This is a genomic window from Symbiopectobacterium sp. Eva_TO (assembly GCF_053848865.1).
In genome coordinates this window covers 3,652,608-3,668,432 of the sequence record NZ_JBSPEY010000004.1, presented here as the reverse complement: position 1 = coordinate 3,668,432, position 15,825 = coordinate 3,652,608, and the positions used below count along the sequence as shown (strand labels likewise).

Annotated in this window: 12 protein-coding genes and 9 pseudogenes; 4 read left to right on the top strand and 17 right to left on the bottom strand. The window is 49.3% G+C overall.

Annotated features, from left to right (window positions below):
* Positions 1–297, top strand: coding sequence for an integration host factor subunit alpha (gene ihfA, locus ACWWJF_RS21670; RefSeq protein ID WP_009112984.1), 297 nt, complete (start codon positions 1–3; stop codon positions 295–297).
* A gap of 30 nt (positions 298–327) precedes the next feature.
* Here the strand turns inward: ihfA and ACWWJF_RS21665 are convergent, their stop codons facing one another.
* The 5 genes and pseudogenes from ACWWJF_RS21665 to ACWWJF_RS21645 form a co-directional block, all read right to left on the bottom strand.
* Positions 328–738: a nitrous oxide-stimulated promoter family protein gene (locus tag ACWWJF_RS21665; RefSeq protein WP_455870542.1), complete on the bottom strand. Its 411-nt coding sequence runs from the start codon at positions 736–738 to the stop codon at positions 328–330.
* Positions 739–899: 161 nt separating this feature from the next.
* A pseudogene (locus ACWWJF_RS21660) lies at positions 900–1,277 on the bottom strand (ATP-binding cassette domain-containing protein); the annotation flags it as partial.
* Positions 1,278–1,320: 43 nt separating this feature from the next.
* A pseudogene (locus ACWWJF_RS21655) lies at positions 1,321–1,677 on the bottom strand (helix-turn-helix domain-containing protein); the annotation flags it as partial.
* Positions 1,678–1,778: 101 nt separating this feature from the next.
* Positions 1,779–2,327: pseudogene (locus ACWWJF_RS21650) on the bottom strand (IS4/Tn5 family transposase DNA-binding protein); the annotation flags it as partial.
* 304 nt (positions 2,328–2,631) lie between these two features.
* Positions 2,632–2,725 (bottom strand): annotated as a pseudogene (locus ACWWJF_RS21645) (VF530 family DNA-binding protein); the annotation flags it as partial.
* Between the two features lie 287 nt (positions 2,726–3,012).
* Here ACWWJF_RS21645 and ACWWJF_RS21640 point away from each other — a divergent pair.
* Positions 3,013–4,407, top strand: coding sequence for a diaminobutyrate--2-oxoglutarate transaminase (locus ACWWJF_RS21640; protein WP_455870541.1), 1,395 nt, complete (start codon positions 3,013–3,015; stop codon positions 4,405–4,407).
* Between the two features lie 8 nt (positions 4,408–4,415).
* A complete protein-coding gene (locus ACWWJF_RS21635) occupies positions 4,416–5,879 on the top strand; it encodes a pyridoxal phosphate-dependent decarboxylase family protein (RefSeq protein ID WP_455870540.1) in 1,464 nt (487 codons plus the stop codon).
* Positions 5,880–5,940: 61 nt separating this feature from the next.
* Here ACWWJF_RS21635 and ACWWJF_RS21630 read toward each other — a convergent pair whose 3' ends face one another.
* From ACWWJF_RS21630 to ACWWJF_RS21610, 5 genes and pseudogenes are all read right to left on the bottom strand, one after another.
* Positions 5,941–6,654, bottom strand: coding sequence for an oligogalacturonate-specific porin KdgM family protein (locus ACWWJF_RS21630; protein ID WP_455870539.1), 714 nt, complete (start codon positions 6,652–6,654; stop codon positions 5,941–5,943).
* 216 nt (positions 6,655–6,870) lie between these two features.
* Positions 6,871–7,565 (bottom strand): IS1 family transposase gene (locus ACWWJF_RS21625; RefSeq protein WP_455868638.1). Its coding sequence is split into 2 segments (ribosomal slippage): positions 6,871–7,322 and positions 7,322–7,565, totalling 696 coding nucleotides; the frame shifts between segments, so codons are not numbered across the junction.
* 109 nt (positions 7,566–7,674) lie between these two features.
* Positions 7,675–8,231 (bottom strand): annotated as a pseudogene (locus ACWWJF_RS21620) (transposase).
* 230 nt (positions 8,232–8,461) lie between these two features.
* Positions 8,462–9,071: pseudogene (locus ACWWJF_RS21615) on the bottom strand (IS256 family transposase); the annotation flags it as partial.
* Between the two features lie 238 nt (positions 9,072–9,309).
* The gene (locus tag ACWWJF_RS21610; RefSeq protein WP_455870538.1) at positions 9,310–9,576 is read right to left on the bottom strand and encodes a DUF3811 domain-containing protein; all 267 of its coding nucleotides are present in this window, start codon (positions 9,574–9,576) and stop codon (positions 9,310–9,312) included.
* Positions 9,577–9,746: 170 nt separating this feature from the next.
* Between ACWWJF_RS21610 and ACWWJF_RS21605 the strand changes: the two genes are divergently transcribed.
* The gene (locus tag ACWWJF_RS21605; protein WP_455870537.1) at positions 9,747–10,673 is read left to right on the top strand and encodes a hypothetical protein; all 927 of its coding nucleotides are present in this window, start codon (positions 9,747–9,749) and stop codon (positions 10,671–10,673) included.
* Positions 10,674–11,009: 336 nt separating this feature from the next.
* Here the strand turns inward: ACWWJF_RS21605 and ACWWJF_RS21600 are convergent.
* The 7 genes and pseudogenes from ACWWJF_RS21600 to ACWWJF_RS21570 form a co-directional block, all read right to left on the bottom strand.
* A pseudogene (locus ACWWJF_RS21600) lies at positions 11,010–11,147 on the bottom strand (serine hydrolase); the annotation flags it as partial.
* A 174-nt stretch (positions 11,148–11,321) separates the two neighbouring features.
* A pseudogene (locus tag ACWWJF_RS21595) lies at positions 11,322–11,576 on the bottom strand (serine hydrolase); the annotation flags it as partial.
* Positions 11,577–11,711: 135 nt separating this feature from the next.
* Positions 11,712–12,752 carry an IS481 family transposase gene (locus ACWWJF_RS21590; RefSeq protein WP_455868660.1) on the bottom strand — a complete coding sequence of 347 codons (1,041 nt, stop codon included), beginning with the start codon at positions 12,750–12,752 and terminating at the stop codon, positions 11,712–11,714.
* Positions 12,753–12,992: 240 nt separating this feature from the next.
* Positions 12,993–14,200, bottom strand: a protein-coding gene (locus tag ACWWJF_RS21585) for an IS3 family transposase (protein WP_455871199.1) whose coding sequence is annotated in 2 segments (ribosomal slippage) — positions 12,993–13,879 and positions 13,879–14,200 — 1,209 coding nt in all. Because the reading frame shifts where the segments join, the coding sequence is not laid out codon by codon here.
* A gap of 97 nt (positions 14,201–14,297) precedes the next feature.
* Positions 14,298–14,742 (bottom strand): annotated as a pseudogene (locus ACWWJF_RS21580) (IS5 family transposase); the annotation flags it as partial.
* Positions 14,743–14,758: 16 nt separating this feature from the next.
* A protein-coding gene (locus tag ACWWJF_RS21575) for an IS1 family transposase (RefSeq protein WP_455870536.1) occupies positions 14,759–15,453 on the bottom strand; the annotation gives its coding sequence in 2 pieces (ribosomal slippage) (positions 14,759–15,210 and positions 15,210–15,453; 696 coding nt in all).
* A gap of 65 nt (positions 15,454–15,518) precedes the next feature.
* Complete coding sequence (locus ACWWJF_RS21570) at positions 15,519–15,758, bottom strand: hypothetical protein (protein WP_455870535.1); 240 nt, start codon at positions 15,756–15,758, stop codon at positions 15,519–15,521.
* Positions 15,759–15,825: the final 67 nt, after the last annotated feature.

Sequence of the window (15,825 nt, the reverse complement as noted above, 5' to 3'; positions counted from 1 at the left end):
ATGGCGCTTACTAAAGCTGAAATGTCAGAATACCTGTTTGAAAAGCTCGGGCTGAGTAAACGGGATGCCAAAGAACTCGTCGAACTCTTTTTTGAAGAAGTTCGCCGTGCTCTGGAAAATGGTGAGCAGGTAAAGTTATCGGGGTTTGGTAATTTCGATCTGCGCGACAAGAACCAACGGCCGGGACGTAACCCTAAAACGGGTGAAGATATTCCGATTACGGCGCGCCGGGTGGTCACCTTCCGTCCAGGGCAAAAGCTCAAAAGCAGAGTCGAGAACGCCTCTCCCAAAGAGTAGTTCTTACATGCAATTCACAAAAAGGCCGCGTCAGCGGCCTTTTTTTATGCCTTGTTCGGCGTTAGCATTTTGCGATTGATGCACCCGTGTCGTGGGGGCCTGCCGTGGTGTATGTGCCGGTACAGGTCGGTGATCATCAATTAGATGGCGTATCGCCAGGATAGGGTGGTGCAATAACATGCGTGGTCCCGACCAGCGCATAATAGCGCGAATCTGTTCGCGCTTGGCCGGTTGATAGCAATGGATTGGGCAATGCTTACAGGCAGGCTTCTCTTCGCCAAACTGACAGCGCTCAAGGCGGTTAGTGGCATAGGCAGAAAGTTGCTGGTAGCGATCGCCGTACTCCACCTCTGCGGGATGATGCTTTTCATAAAGATCTATCATTAGCAGAACGGTGCGCAGTTCTCGCAGACGATATTTTCCCATCGGTTTTCGTGCCACGGTTGGCCTCTCATCCGGCTATTTCAATTAATGTATTTTAAATGCATTTTATTGGGTGAGATACCATGAATGTCAAAAAAAGCGGGGAAAAAAGGGAGTAGTGAGGAAAACGGCGAGAGGCAGTGCTCTCGCCTGAAGATTACAGCATCGCGATGAAGCCGTTACGCCTGACCAAACTGGGCCTGATGCAGACGGGCATAGCTGCCGCTGTTATCGAGCAGATCCTGATGACTGCCTTGCTCAATAATCCGTCCCTCATCCACCACCACGATACGATCGGCGTTCTGGATAGTCGCCAGGCGGTGTGCGATCACCAGCGTAGTACGTCCGCTTGATAGTTCGCTTAGCGATTGCTGAATAGCCTGTTCAGTTGCCGTATCTAACGCGGAGGTCGCCTCGTCCAAAATCAGGATCGGTGGCTTTTTAAGGAAAATCCGCGCTATGGATAAACGCTGTTTCTGCCCCCCGGAGAGTTTCACCCCACGTTCACCGACAACGGTATTCAATCCGTCTGGCAAGGTGGCGATCAGTTCATCTAGGCTGTGTCCCTTAATTACATAACCTCTGCTAAAACAGCTGGAGAAAGTTTTCCAGATCGTGTCGTTGCCAGATGGAGCGCACACCGCTGCCAGAAATGAAGACGCCTTTTTTACGCAGCTGATTACTGGTCCGGTGCTGGCCATGAGCCGGGAACTCAATGGCGTAATCAACAACCGCACGTTCAGTGGCTTCATCAGCACGGTTTTTCAGGTTGGGAACCCGGCGGTTTTGGTTAACCAGAGCGTCAATGCCGCCTTCTGCCGCCAGTTCCTGATAGCGATAAAACGTGTCGCGTGACACCCCCATGATTTTACAGGCTTTTGATACGTTACCGAGTTCTTCGGCGAGATTGAGCAGGCCGGCTTTGTGTTTGATGATGGGATTGTTAGTATGAAGCATGAGAGTTACCTCGTGTTTTGTATAAGGATTCGACACCCATATCAAAACCGGTAACTCTCAACCTTTCAAGGTCCAGTGTCAGATCAAGTCGCGACTAATACAGCTAAGTACACCAGACGTGTGTTTGGCAACTCCGAGGCGAGTTCAGCAACTCGCTCGTATCCCTCGAGCCAGCGCGTACTCTCCTTGAGCCCATCGCGTTTTCCGTCTGCATCCTTCGGCTCTCTTGCCCACATCCACGCATCCAGTACGCCCAACCCCACGCGATCCGGACTGACCGCGTAGGTCGGATGCAGGTACAGACCACGCCTGGCTTCGTAGTTCAAGGGACCCAAGCCTTGGATTTGCTGCCCGTTGAAGTCAAGCTCGGTAGTGTCTTGGATACACAGCACAACCTCGTGTTCTCGGATCCTTTCCTGCGTACGCTGCCAGTGAGGTTGCAGAATGTCTCGCCATTCGAATGCTTGGTTCTCCATGAAGCGGTAAGCACCCAGCGTCTCAGACCATCCGAGGCACGCATGCGGAATGCTGGCTTGCGGATTCTCAGCCAGCCGTATCAAAAGCCCTTTGGCGCGCTTATTGAGCCTCGTGTCACCAAGATTTACCCCTTCCAGTTCTTGGTGTGCCCAGCCATCTGAATCCCGTGTCATTTTTCAGCGCCGTAAATGGCGATAGTACACGTCGGTTTCACTTCATTTACAACCCCACCGGCTGCCTATTTCAGCCCGCTAACCCTTGGCATATAAGGCGTTGCGGACTTGTGTATAACGAGGTGAGTTTAACCCATATCGTTATACACATCTTTTGGCCATTTTTTGAACAGGATGCTCAGAACCCCGTGAATTAAGGCATTCAAGCCATCCCATTGGCTTTTTGAGGTTCAAAATGCCACTCTGAGATAAACCCGTAACTCATTGATTAAACAGTGCGTTAGAAAGATGTGTATAACGATATGAGTTTAACCCAGCCAAAACGTTCAACCAACGCATTGACTTGCATTTCAAGGGTTATGCCATGAAGAGGATCTTTTGATAATGTGAGCAGTCATGTCACGTCCGATAAGGTCATATTTTTGTGATTAAGAAAACCCGTCTAAAACCCCGGCAGATTACAAGAAAAGCACACAACCAGCAATGGTATAATTAGTTACAATTTAACTAAATTAAGTCTGCCTGATACTTTTTTTGTTATTTATATCTGCGCGAAATCTCACCAATATCCCTACAAAATAAAATATTGAGTCCATTGCCCAAACAACATATATTAGCCGCGTTTTTTACCCCTTAAACCATTATTCAACCCGGAGTTAACCATACCCCCGGTTGTAGGAGTGATATGATGACGGATAAAGTCCGTATTGATACTTTGAGTGCTAATTCATTACCGCAACGCAATGAAACCTTTTTAGCAAGACAAGCTGAATTTGAATCTAATGTCAGGAGCTATCCACGCAAATTGCCCTTGGCCATTGCCAAAGCGCAGGGCGTTTGGATTACTGATGTTGAGAATAATCAATATCTTGACTGCCTTGCCGGTGCCGGAACCCTGGCACTTGGTCATAATCATCCTGATGTGCTTCAAAGCATTCAAAGTGTCATTACCAGTGGCTTACCGTTACACACCCTTGACCTGACCACGCCGTTAAAAGATGAATTTTCATCTTATCTGCTGTCATTGCTACCAGGTCAGGGCAAAGAATATTGCTTGCAATTTACCGGGCCTTCCGGTGCCGATGCTGTTGAGGCCGCACTAAAACTGGCTAAAAAAGTGACCGGGCGTTCTGGCGTGATCAGTTTCTCCGGAGGCTATCACGGTATGACCCACGGCGCGCTTTCTGTCACAGGTAACCTGTCTCCCAAAGAAGCTGTCGATGGCATGATGCCCGAAGTGCAGTTTATACCTTATCCGAACCAATACCGTTGCCCGCTGGGCATCGGCGGCGAGGCTGGCGTTAAAGCGCTGACCTACTATTTTGACAATCTGATCAACGATGTCGAAAGCGGGGTACGCAAACCTGCCGCGGTGATCCTTGAAGCCGTTCAAGGTGAAGGGGGTGTCAACCCAGCACCGACAGAATGGTTGCAACGTATTCGTAAAGTGACTCAGGAGCATGGCATTATCCTGATTATCGATGAAGTTCAGGCTGGCTTTGCCCGTACCGGCAAACTGTTCGCGTTCGAACACGCAGGCATCGAGCCCGATATCATCGTCATGTCTAAAGCAGTCGGTGGCGGTCTACCGCTGGCAGTGCTTGGTATCAAAAAGCAGTTCGATGCCTGGGCACCGGGTCACCACACCGGCACTTTCCGTGGCAACCAGTTGGCGATGGCTACCGGTCTGACTACGCTCAAAATCCTCAAAGACGATCGGATTGCAGATAAAGTTGCCGCCCAAGGTGAATGGCTGAAAGCCAAGCTGGCCGAACTGCAAAAACGCTACCCAGTGATTGGTCATGTGCGCGGTCTTGGTCTAATGATCGGCATTGAGATCGTAAAACCTCATGAAGCGCAGGATCAGATGGAATGTTACCCGGCTGACGGTGAACTTTCTGCACTGTTGCAGAAAAAATGTTTTGAAGCGGGCCTGATCCTTGAAAGAGGTGGCCGCAACGGTTGCGTATTGCGTCTGTTGCCTTCGCTGCTCATCACCAATGCCGAGTTGGATATTTTCCTCGATAAATTCGAAAGTGCATTGCTGAGCGCTGGCGTCAAGCCTGTTTCACCGGAGTGAACCATCAAATGTCTGATATAAACCCTATTCTGTCAGGTTCGGCGCAAAGCATCGCCGCCTATCAGTACGCTATCGAGCAGAGCGCTCAGGCTGTTGTGGCGTGGTTACAGCAGCCCGAGATGTATCAAGGCAAGACCGTTGAGCAACTGCGTGAACGTGTTCATTTGTCCTTCACGTCTCAGGGGTTGGGCAACCAGGCCGCCATTGAACGTGCCGTTGAATACTTTCTTAAAGACAGTTTGTCCGTGCATCACGCGCAATGTGTTGCCCATTTACATTGCCCAAGCTTGGTGATCAGTCAGGCGGCAGAAGTGCTGATTAACGCCACCAACCAAAGCATGGATTCCTGGGATCAGAGCCCTTCAGCGACCATCATTGAGATGAAGCTGATCGAATGGTTACGCCAGCAAGTAGGTTATACCGCGGGTGACGCTGGCGTATTCACCAGCGGCGGAACCCAAAGCAACCTGATGGGATTGATGTTAGCTCGGGATGCTTTTTTTGCGCGTCAGGGGCATTCCGTTCAGCAGCACGGTTTAACCGGCGATCTGCGTAAAATCAAAGTACTGTGTTCCGAAAATGCCCATTTCTCCGTGCAGAAAAACATGGCACTGATGGGACTGGGATATCAATCTGTTACGCTGGTAAAAACGGATGCGTTCTCGCGCATGGATCTCAGCGATTTGGCCGAAAAATTGGCACAGGCCGGCGCCAATGGTGAGCAAGTGCTGGCCATTGTTGCAACAGCTGGAACCACCGATGCTGGCGCCATTGACCCCTTAGCCGAGATTGCGGCTATGGCAGCCGAACGGAACATTTGGCTCCATGTTGACGCAGCATGGGGCGGTGCGCTTTTGCTTTCTGAGAAATATCGCCACTACCTGGATGGTCTTGAATTGGCGGATTCCGTCACATTGGATTTCCACAAGCAATTCTTCCAGACCATCAGTTGCGGCGCATTTTTACTGAAAGATGCCCGTCATTATGAGTTGATGCGCTATCAGGCGGCTTACCTCAATTCAGGCTTCGATGAAGAGCAGGGAGTTCCTAATCTGGTGTCAAAATCGCTGCAAACTACGCGCCGTTTTGATGCTCTGAAATTGTGGATGGGTCTTGAGGCATTGGGTAAAAAGCAGTACGCCAAAATCATTGATAATGGCGTAACGCTGGCACAACAGGTTGCACAGTTTGTGGCCGAGCAGTCGCATCTTGAATTGGTGATGCAACCGCAGCTGGCCAGCGTTCTGTTCCGTTTCCGCCCGGAATCTGATGACGCGGCAACCGTCGCTTTGCTGAACCAACGCATTGGTGACACACTGCTTGCTTCTGGCAGCGCAAATGTGGGTGTTACCGAAGCCGACGGAATGACTTGCCTGAAACTAACCTTGCTGAATCCTACCGTTAGCCTGGCAGACGTTAAAATCTTGCTGGAAAGTGTGAAAGCGTGTGCGATGCAGTTACTAAAAGCGTAGCGATCTGAAAAATGAAAGCTGACAGCATTTCTGTTGTCGGCTTTTTTACGCTCACAATATATCAGAAACTATACTGAATCCCGATCCGATAGCGTGTTTGCCGATGATTTCCTTTGTCTACCGCGGGGACATTACCGACAGCAAGGTGAGGGCGCCAATTTTTATCCCATTGATAGCTTAATTTAAAATCATGGCTAAACGCATACTTCTTGTTTTCTGACGGGGCGGCCTTTTGTTCGTTGGAATTTTGATAATCCAGCTCATATTCAAACGTATAGTCATTAAGAAACTTATACGACATCGTCGACGTTAAATTATAACCTTTTTCGGATGTTTGTTTCTGGGTTCCAATGTTTTTACTGATTCGTTTATAATAAGGGCGATAGGTCAGCGATATGGAGAAATCGTCGGTAATATTTGTCTTGCCGCGCAGATAAGGGCGATAGCTATTGTAGTCGGCAGTCGACTCCAACGAAAACCCAGGTTCCAAAGAAAAGGTCTTGTTAACATCATAAGTATAGCTGGCGACCACCTCAGTACCGCTGCTGACCCGTTCGCTGAACGGACTTTTTTCTGATTTATCATTGGGATGCTGAGCCCAGTGCGCTTCTGCTGATAGCCCAAAACCTTGCTCAAAAAGCGTGGAAAACTTAAAGCTATCATTGTGCTCTCCGTTTGATGAATCTTTAAATTCATGCTGATAATCAATGGCAGTAGCATGTGCGTTGAGTGTGACCAATGAAGCCATTGCCAATGTAACTAGCTTTAATTTCATTATATCTCTCCGAGAAAAATAACATTAACGTCAGCACCGACCGTGTAAAGACAACGGTGTATTAATCTAATGCGCCAAGATATTGTGGCAGCAATTCAATATTAAAAATATGTTACATTTATGACTTGTCTAAGAATATAGTAGAATCCATACTGATAAAATAAACCGATAGGCAATAAACATGCAGGAAGAAACTTTTTCCGGTAATGACTCCAATTAGTAGAACATGTGTTTTTCGATGAAGGCTCCGATGACTTTTTCGTGGATCTCGACGGAGCGCGAGAAGCAAATCGTTTTACGCGCCAGTCGTTTAATGCGGGTACGGAGCGTCAGGTTATTGCGCTCTATGCGTTGCGTGAAGATCTTGCCAGTCAGATGTTTCTGCTTCGGAACCTCTCTTGCATAGCTGCCCCAGTTGTCACTGGTAATCATGCCGATGTTGAACGGTGTCAACAGAGCCAGCAATTCACGGCAGGTCTCATCGGTTCGGGGGCCAAAAGTGTAGGCCAGAACACCGCCCGTTTTGGTATTGTAAGCGTACCAGAGCCAGTGCTGTAGCGCCTTACTGCCAACGAAGCTCCATTGCTCATCAAGTTCACAGATAAGGGCGACGTCGGCGTGAGCAACGGGAGAAGACGTTATCCTGCGGGGCGAGAGCTTTTTAAAGCCCGGATGACCGTATTGATGCCGATTTTCAACGTTCTGGCGGTATCGCGAACACCGGCACCGTTGAAGGCCATATCAACGATCTGCTCTTTGACTCCCGGCTTTCGCGCTTCATAGCGGTAGGTAAGCTGGAATACACGGCGACAGCACTGACACCGGAAGCGTTCGCGCTTAGTTGGACTAAGGCCATGTCGATAAACTTTATCTGAATGGCAGCGAGGGCAATGAACAAAAACAGTAACCACGTGGAAACCTCAAATAGCGGCAGAATATCACAAAAGCCAACTATTTGAAGGCATTACCGAGTTTCTGTTGAATGATCTTGACCCACCATCTCCGGACAGCTTTTGTATCTTAAGTTAACGATGCCCGCTGGCGCCGATATTCTCTTGGGGAGTTGTATCCCAGCGCACTGTGCGGATGGTTTTCATTGTAATGATTGAACGCCGCTGCAAGGTTCTTCAGCGCTGTTCGCACATCGGGTTTTGGCATGAAGGCGATGTAATCTTCCTTCATCGTCTTCACGAACCGTTCTGCCATGCCGTTACTCTGTGGACTGCTCACTGCTGTTGTGCAGGGCTCCAGATTCAGTTCTCTGGCGAACCCACTGCTTCTTTGAGGATCTCAACTTCCATCGTCTTCTTACCCAGAAGGCGCTGTAGCTCCCGGACCTGCTTGAGGGCAGTCGCCAGCGCCGAAGCTGGAACCACTTCTTCTCCGGCCGCAACGGCGGTGAGGCTTCCTTCCTGGTATTGCTTCTTCCACTTAAACAAAAGGCTGGGCTGGATGCCATGCAGGCGGGCTACATGGGAGACGTTCATCCCCGGCTCCATTGTCTGCTGAATGATGGCGATTTTCTCTTGCGGAGTTTTACGCTTACGGACTTCTTGCCCTAACAGGATCCCGGTCATTTCAAAATTAGCATGATTGTTAGACATATATCTAAGCCTATCTCTTATCTGGAGATACAGCTACTGTCCGGTGTTACAGGGGGCTACATCAAAGGAAATCTCGATGATACGTTGATGGCATATAACTGGGGGCCGACTAACGTTGACCAGTGGATCGCTCAAGGCCGCGGTGATGGTTTCAAGGATAAGGACGGTAAGTGGCGTCCCGTACCTAAAGAAACAAGGGATTATTCGGCCAGCCACATACCCAGCAGTTCTTTCTGGCCCTCGATGTTGATACCCAGTGCCAGGAACACGGATTTATTGATGACGCGACTGTCCTGCCGGACCTTCAGGATGATACAGTCAAGGTAAACAATGGGATAGACTGCATCCAGTGGACGATTTTGCCATTCAGTAACCTGTTCCATCACCGCGTCGGTGATCTTCGAGACCAGCGCCGGTGAGACATCCGCGTCATACAGCTCGTTGAACGCAGACGCTATCTCGCGGGTGGTCATCCCTCTGGCTTACAGGGACAGGATTTGGTTATCCATCCCGGTGATCCGGGTCTGGTTTTTCTTCACCAGTTGTGGTTCGAAGGAGCCATCACGATCGCGCGGAGCGTAGTGCCAGAGGGCCATCGCCGGTGGTCACGGTGTTTGTGGAATAGCCGTTGCGGGAGTTGGCCCCCGGTTTGGGCTGATTTTTATCGTAGCCCAGATGGTGGGACATTTCGGCGTTGAGAGCAGCCTCAACGCTGATTTTCTTCAGCAGGCGATCGAATTGGCTGAGATCGCCAGGGGTTTTGAGATTTTTGGCCAGTTCGTTAGCCAGAGCCTGCAACTGTTTTTCGTCCATAAATTAACCTGTTTTTGATGTTGGATTGAACATATCAAAATCAGGCAATTACACAAATTTATGTACAGGGTCTACAGGGTCCTTGAGTACTTCTTCAAACACGCCTGTTCTGAGCGCCTTAATCACATCATGAGCCAGACTGCATGCGGTTAAGACGCCGACGACAACAATCCAATACTCGTACCATTTCATCCGTTATAATCTTTCCTATCGATAAATACCCTACATAACAACGGGCCTAACGGCGTCCCCGCACATGGGTATTGGCAGACCATTCATAGGTGGCATTAGCATCAGGTTTGAATTTATTTTTCTTCTGTTCTGCGCGAACCTGCTTAGCCGCCGCCTCCCGTTCTTTCATCAGCTTATCGATATAGTCGTTTTTAATACGGTTATTCTCTGCGTTGGTTAACGTGCGACCTCGTTTTTTCCTTTCCTGATCCAGCAGCGTTTTGAGCTGTCGCTGTTCACTCTCTGTCATGTCTTTCTGTGTCAGTCTGGGCATAGGAAGGCATCTCGTTGTGGGTTAGAAAATCCATTGTAGAGTAAATTCGCTAATTTAACATTGGTTTCAATGCCATTGAACGTCAACTGCTTATATATATGGCCTGGCCGTTATTTTGCTTCAGATTATAACCAGTGAATGTATCACCAGGAAAAAATGAAAGGACTCTTATGAAGAAACTTTGGGTATTAATGGTTACCACAACGTTGAATGTTTTTTTACCTACTAATGCCCAAGGCACTCTGTCAACAACACCGCCACGGGTGGATGGTATCGACAAGTTTTATGTATCAACAAGCGCCCGAACTGGGATTATTCCGGCAAACAGACTGGTTGTTTATTATGGTAATTTTAACTCTCGTAGGATGGGAATCCTCGGTGAATATCCTGCCCCTGAACTGTGGAAAAAATTAACCGCTGAAGCGCAGGAATGGGAAAATGCAGCCCCATCAAAGCCCGTCATTCCAGGATTAGAGTATATTGCTACCGTAGCAAGCAACCAGCCTGGACGAGATGGGGTATATCGTAACCGTATGAGTAACATGCAAATAGATAAAGCACTGTCTGTGGTGAGGATGACACCAGGTGCAGTTCTGATTCTGGACGTTCAGCCTGGGCTGAGCGATTTACACCGTGAGATATCCCGCCTTGAGTCTTTTCTTACTCAACCGGATGTGCATCTAGGCATAGACCCTGAATTTATCATGATGGGAAAAGCCATTCCGGGGGCCCGAATTGGAACAATTAACGACAAGGATATCAACAGAGTCGTTGATTATCTTTCAACATTGGTTGTGAAAAATAATCTGCCACCGAAAGTGTTAGTGGTTCACCGTTTTACTAAAAAGATGGTGACGGGGTTTGATAAAGTAAAATCAGATCCTAACGTGCAGGTAATATTGAGCATGGACGGGTGGGGAGCTCCTGAAACCAAAATGGCAACCTATGAAAAAGTCGTCTCTGCTGAACACAGCGTGTTGTATCCGGGCATCAAGATTTTCTACAAGAACGATATTAGAAAACCGCCACACAGGCTGTTATCCAAGGCTGAAGTACTGAGTTTGCAGCCTCAGCCGATATATATTCAATATCAGTAGTTGAGATGTGTTTGAAGAATGTGGCGACCGTCATTGTTGGTGGATGTGCATCACGCATGGAAGGCTCAGCGTTTTCCATCGCTCCGTTGACTGGTCGTCCAGTCCTGCAAAACAGGGTTTGTTTTATAACCATAACCATAACTGTAACTCAGTACGTTTGAAGGTCGAAGGCAAAAGAACGTATCAGCAGTACCATCCATTGGTTCGCATAATCTATATTATGTTAAATTGCATATTAAGATACAACATGTACAGAACAACCGCTAACTAAACGTCCCTATTTCCGCTCCCCGTCTACTCGTCTGGTTTTCTGTGAACGCCAAGAAATTCATTTGATAATACGCGTTGTTGCATTGCCTGCTCATAGGTCATTCCACTGTTTTTTGCAGCTAATGCGCCAAACAAACCAATGCTGCCATTTGAGTATTGCCGCATTTCACCCCGCCCCCATTGCGGTTGCCAGCCCAGATAGAATTACCCCTTCCAGTTCTTGGTGTGCCCAGCCATCTGAATCCCGTGTCATTTTTCAGCGCCGTAAATGGCGATAGTACACGTCGGTTTCACTTCATTTACAACCCCACCGGCTGCCTATTTCAGCCCGCTAACCCTTGGCATATAAGGCGTTGCGGACTTGTGTATAACGAGGTGATTCAAGGCTGGCCAATGTTTAGGAGCGGGGTCGTTTAGCGAGATCTCACCCTTCTCTCACCGCCACACCGCCAAGTACACCATTAAAGGTTTTACTCACTGACCCTAGCTCAAATAGCGTGTTTTTTGTGAAAAGAAGTAAGGTTTGCCATGCACCAACACGGCCACAGCCATATCAGGAATATCCTGTTCTTTGAGTAAAGGCTCAATGGCCTCATTAACTGTTTGTGTTACATTTGGGGCGGCTAATGCCATGCTGGAAAAGCATAGAGGCTTTGTTGAATAAATCAGAACTTGTAACGACTGTGCCCCAGGTCGATTGTTACGTGATGTGTATTAGCTCAGACCTGATCTGACAGTTACCGGTTATTTATACAGGTGTCTGTCAGATTAAATCTGGTTCAGATTTTTTTCTGCCCAGACTCGTTTACCATCAAGTAACGTGGCCATTGGCGTACGCCCGCAGCACATTTTACCCTGATGAGTTCGCTCATTATTGTAATGCCACAACCAGTTGTCCAGATCCTTTTGTAGACTTTCTAGGTCCTCGTATAACGTCTTACGGAACGCAACCTGATAAAAATCCTGCAAAATAGTTTTATGGAAGCGCTCGCAGATACCGTTTGTCTGCGGAGACATCGCTTTCGTTTTCGTATGGTCTATATCGTTGATAGCCAAGTACAGCTGATAGTCATGTTGTTCCACTTTACCGCAGTACTCCGTCCCCCTGTCCGTCAGTATTCTTAGCATTGGCAGCCCCTGAGCTTCGTAGAACGGCAGCACGCGATCATTGAGCAGGTCGGCGGCAGAGATCGGTGCTTTACTCGTGTAAAGCTTGCAGTGCGCCACTTTCGAGTACGTATCCACGAACGTCTGCTGGTAGATACGGCCAACACCTTTCAGATTACCCACGTAGAAGGTGTCCTGCGACCCCAGATAACCCGGGTGAGCAGTCTCTATTTCACCACAGGCTTCGTCGTCGTGCGCCTTCTTCTCCAGTGCAGCGATTTGAGCATCAGTAAGTACGATGCCTTCTCTGGCAACTTTTTCCTCAAGTGCCTTCAGGCGCTTACGAAAGTTTTCCAGATCGTGTCGTTGCCAGATGGAGCGCACACCGCTGCCAGAAATGAAGACGCCTTTTTTACGCAGCTCATTACTGGTCCGGTGCTGGCCATGAGCCGGGAACTCAATGGCGTAATCAACAACCGCACGTTCAGTGGCTTCATCAGCACGGTTTTTCAGGTTGGGAACCCGGCGGTTTTGGTTAACCAGAGCGTCAATGCCGCCTTCTGCCGCCAGTTCCTGATAGCGATAAAACGTGTCGCGTGACACCCCCATGATTTTACAGGCTTTTGATACGTTACCGAGTTCTTCGGCGAGATTGAGCAGGCCGGCTTTGTGTTTGATGATGGGATTGTTAGTATGAAGCATGAGAGTTACCTCGTGTTTTGTATAAGGATTCGACACCCATATCAAAACCGGTAACTCTCAACCTTTCAAGGTCCAGTGTCAGAGCAAGTCGCGACTAATACACGTGATGCGAATACTGTTCGGCATTCCTAATAGCGTGATCCGGTTAAGCGCTTTGACCATCGCCATGGCTTCACCCACCTGAGCATCGTAGTCACGCAGACTGATCTTGACCCACCATCTCCGGACAGCTTTTGTATCTTAAGTTAACGATGCCCGCTGGCGCCGATATTCTCTTGGGGAGTTGTATCCCAGCGCACTGTGCGGATGGTTTTCATTGTAATGATTGAACGCCGCTGCAAGATTCTTCAGCGCTGTTCGCACATCGGGTTTTGGCATGAAGGCGATGTAATCTTCCTTCATCGTCTTCACGAACCGTTCTGCCATGCCGTTACTCTGTGGACGGCTCACTGCTGTTGTGCAGGGCTCCAGATTCAGTTCTCTGGCGAACTTCCGCGTTTCATGCGCTGTGTACGCTGAACCATTATCCGTCAGCCATTGCACTGGTTTATCCGGCAGCGCGCTACCGAAGCGTTTTTCCACCGACCTCAGCATCACATCCTGCACGGTTGAACTGTCATAACCCCTGGTGCTCGCTGCCCAGTCTATGGCCTCCCGGTCGCAGCAGTCCAGTGCGAACGTCACCCGCAGCTTCTCGCCGTTGTCACAACCGAACTCGAAGCCATCTGAGCACCAGCGCATATCGCTCTCTGCTACCGCGATTTTGCCTTTATGCTCCCGCTTCGGACGTTCAGTTTTATCATGCAACAACAGCAGGTTATGCTCGCTCATTATCCTGTAAAGCCGTTTGGCGTTCACCGGTGGAAATCCCTCTGCACGACGTTGCTTACGCAGGATACCCCACACTCGGCGGTAACCGTAACTGGGCATGTCGCTGATGATACGGAGGATGTCCGATAATATCTCAGCATCAGCTTCGTCATTACGCCGGTTGCTGCGCCTGTCCAGCCAGTCGGCAGAACGGTTAACCCGCAGTGACAGCTGCGCACGCGACACGCTCATGGCGCGGCTGACCAGAGCTATTCCCCGTCCTTTGGCAACAAGGGCGCGTGCGCTATCCATTTTCGCGACTGGCGGTACTCCACTGCTTCTTTGAGGATCTCAACTTCCATCGTCTTCTTACCCAGAAGGCGCTGTAGCTCCCGGACCTGCTTGAGGGCAGTCGCCAGCGCCGAAGCTGGAACCACTTCTTCTGCGGCCGCAACGGCGGTGAGGCTTCCTTCCTGGTATTGCTTCTTCCACTTAAACAAAAGGCTGGGCTGGATGCCATGCAGGCGGGCTACATGGGAGACGTTCATCCCCGGCTCCATTGTCTGCTGAATGATGGCGATTTTCTCTTGCGGAGTTTTACGCTTACGGACTTCTTGCCCTAACAGGATCCCGGTCATTTCAAAATTAGCATGATTGTTAGACATATATCTAAGCCTATCTCTTATCTGGAGATACAGCTACTGTCTGGTGTTACAGGGGGCTACATCAGTGGTCCGGCCAATATTGCGCCCCCCTTCGCGGCGGGATAAGCGGCCTTATTTTCTTCCTCAGCAGAGCATCATGGCAGTAACCTGTATCGTAAGCGCCGTCAGCCGATGCCTCTCTGATTTTCCGGTGGGTCTGGTATCAGTGCCGGCAGAGCCTGGGCATCAGTCGTACCACTGAGCGACAAATCCGCACAGATAATCTCATGCGTCGCACTGTCTACTGCCAGATGCAGCTTACGCCACACCCTGCGTCTGTCGGCACCATGCTGCCGGGCTTTCCATTCGCCTTCGCCAAAGACCTTCAGGCCGGTTCCATCAATGACTAGATGTGAGATTTCACCACGGGTTGGCGTTTTTATGCTGATGTTCACTGTCTTTGCTCGCTTGCTGAGCAGCGAATAGTCTAGACAATGCAGCGACAATTTAATCAGTTTAAAAATCGAGTCAACAAAACGGTAATGACTCCAATTAGTAAAACATGTGTTTTTCGATGAAGGCTCCGATGACTTTTTCGTGGATCTCGACGGAGCGCGAGAACCAAATCGTTTTACGCGCCAGTCGTTTAATGCGGGTACGGAGCATCAGGTTATTGCGCTCTATGCGTTGCGTGAAGATCTTGCCAGTCAGATGTTTCTGCTTCGGAACCTCTCTTGCATAGCTGCCCCAGTTGTCACTGGTAATCATGCCGATGTTGAACGGTGTCAACAGAGCCAGCAATTCACGGCAGGTCTCCTCGGTTCGGGGGCCAAAAGTGTAGGCCAGAACACCGCCCGTTTTGGTATTGTAAGCGTACCAGAGCCAGTGCTGTAGCGCCTGACTGCCAACGAAGCTCCATTGCTCATCAAGTTCACAGATAAGGGCGACGTCGGCGTGAGCAACGGGAGAAGACGTTATCCTGCGGGGCGAGAGCTTTTTAAAGCCCGGATGACCGTATTGATGCCGATTTTCAACGTTCTGGCGGTATCGCGAACACCGGCACCGTTGAAGGCCATATCAACGATCTGCTCTTTGACTCCCGGCTTTCGCGCTTCATAGCGGTAGGTAAGCTGGAATACACGGCGACAGCAGTGACACCGGAAGCGTTCGCGCTTAGTTGGACTAAGACCATGTCGATAAACTTTATCTGAATGGCAGCGAGGGCAATGAACAAAAACAGTAACCACGTGGAAACCTCAAATAGCGGCAGAATATCACAAAAGCCAACTATTTAAAGGCATTACCAACGATTTTAACAAAATATTTGAGCCGCCTTAGATTCATTTTCGCCTCCTGAGTAGTTACCCTTTTGAGGTAGCAAGAAGCGCGCCACTTTGTTCAACATTGCGATTCTCATACTCATTTTGTGAGCACAGTTGCCCGTAAAATAAGGAAAAGAAATGGTTGGCCTACTTTTTTGCTTTATCGCCACTGCAAGGTGCAGCCAGGAAAGCGGCAAGCCAATGCACCAGCATAAGGCAAACTCTGCCATATCAGGGTGCAACCCCTGATTGACGGCCTGAGGATGAGCCGTACACATCATGATAAAATCACTTATC

What these genes read in the sequence shown, in the direction of transcription:
- ihfA (WP_009112984.1), top strand. Translation starts at nt 1, where the DNA reads ATGGCGCTTACTAAAGCTGAAATGTCAGAATACCTGTTTGAAAAGCTC.
- ACWWJF_RS21640 (WP_455870541.1), top strand. Translation starts at nt 3,013, where the DNA reads ATGATGACGGATAAAGTCCGTATTGATACTTTGAGTGCTAATTCATTA.
- ACWWJF_RS21635 (WP_455870540.1), top strand. Translation starts at nt 4,416, where the DNA reads ATGTCTGATATAAACCCTATTCTGTCAGGTTCGGCGCAAAGCATCGCC.
- ACWWJF_RS21630 (WP_455870539.1), bottom strand. Translation starts at nt 6,654, where the DNA reads ATGAAATTAAAGCTAGTTACATTGGCAATGGCTTCATTGGTCACACTC.
- ACWWJF_RS21610 (WP_455870538.1), bottom strand. Translation starts at nt 9,576, where the DNA reads ATGCCCAGACTGACACAGAAAGACATGACAGAGAGTGAACAGCGACAG.
- ACWWJF_RS21605 (WP_455870537.1), top strand. Translation starts at nt 9,747, where the DNA reads ATGAAGAAACTTTGGGTATTAATGGTTACCACAACGTTGAATGTTTTT.
- ACWWJF_RS21590 (WP_455868660.1), bottom strand. Translation starts at nt 12,752, where the DNA reads ATGCTTCATACTAACAATCCCATCATCAAACACAAAGCCGGCCTGCTC.
- ACWWJF_RS21570 (WP_455870535.1), bottom strand. Translation starts at nt 15,758, where the DNA reads ATGGCAGAGTTTGCCTTATGCTGGTGCATTGGCTTGCCGCTTTCCTGG.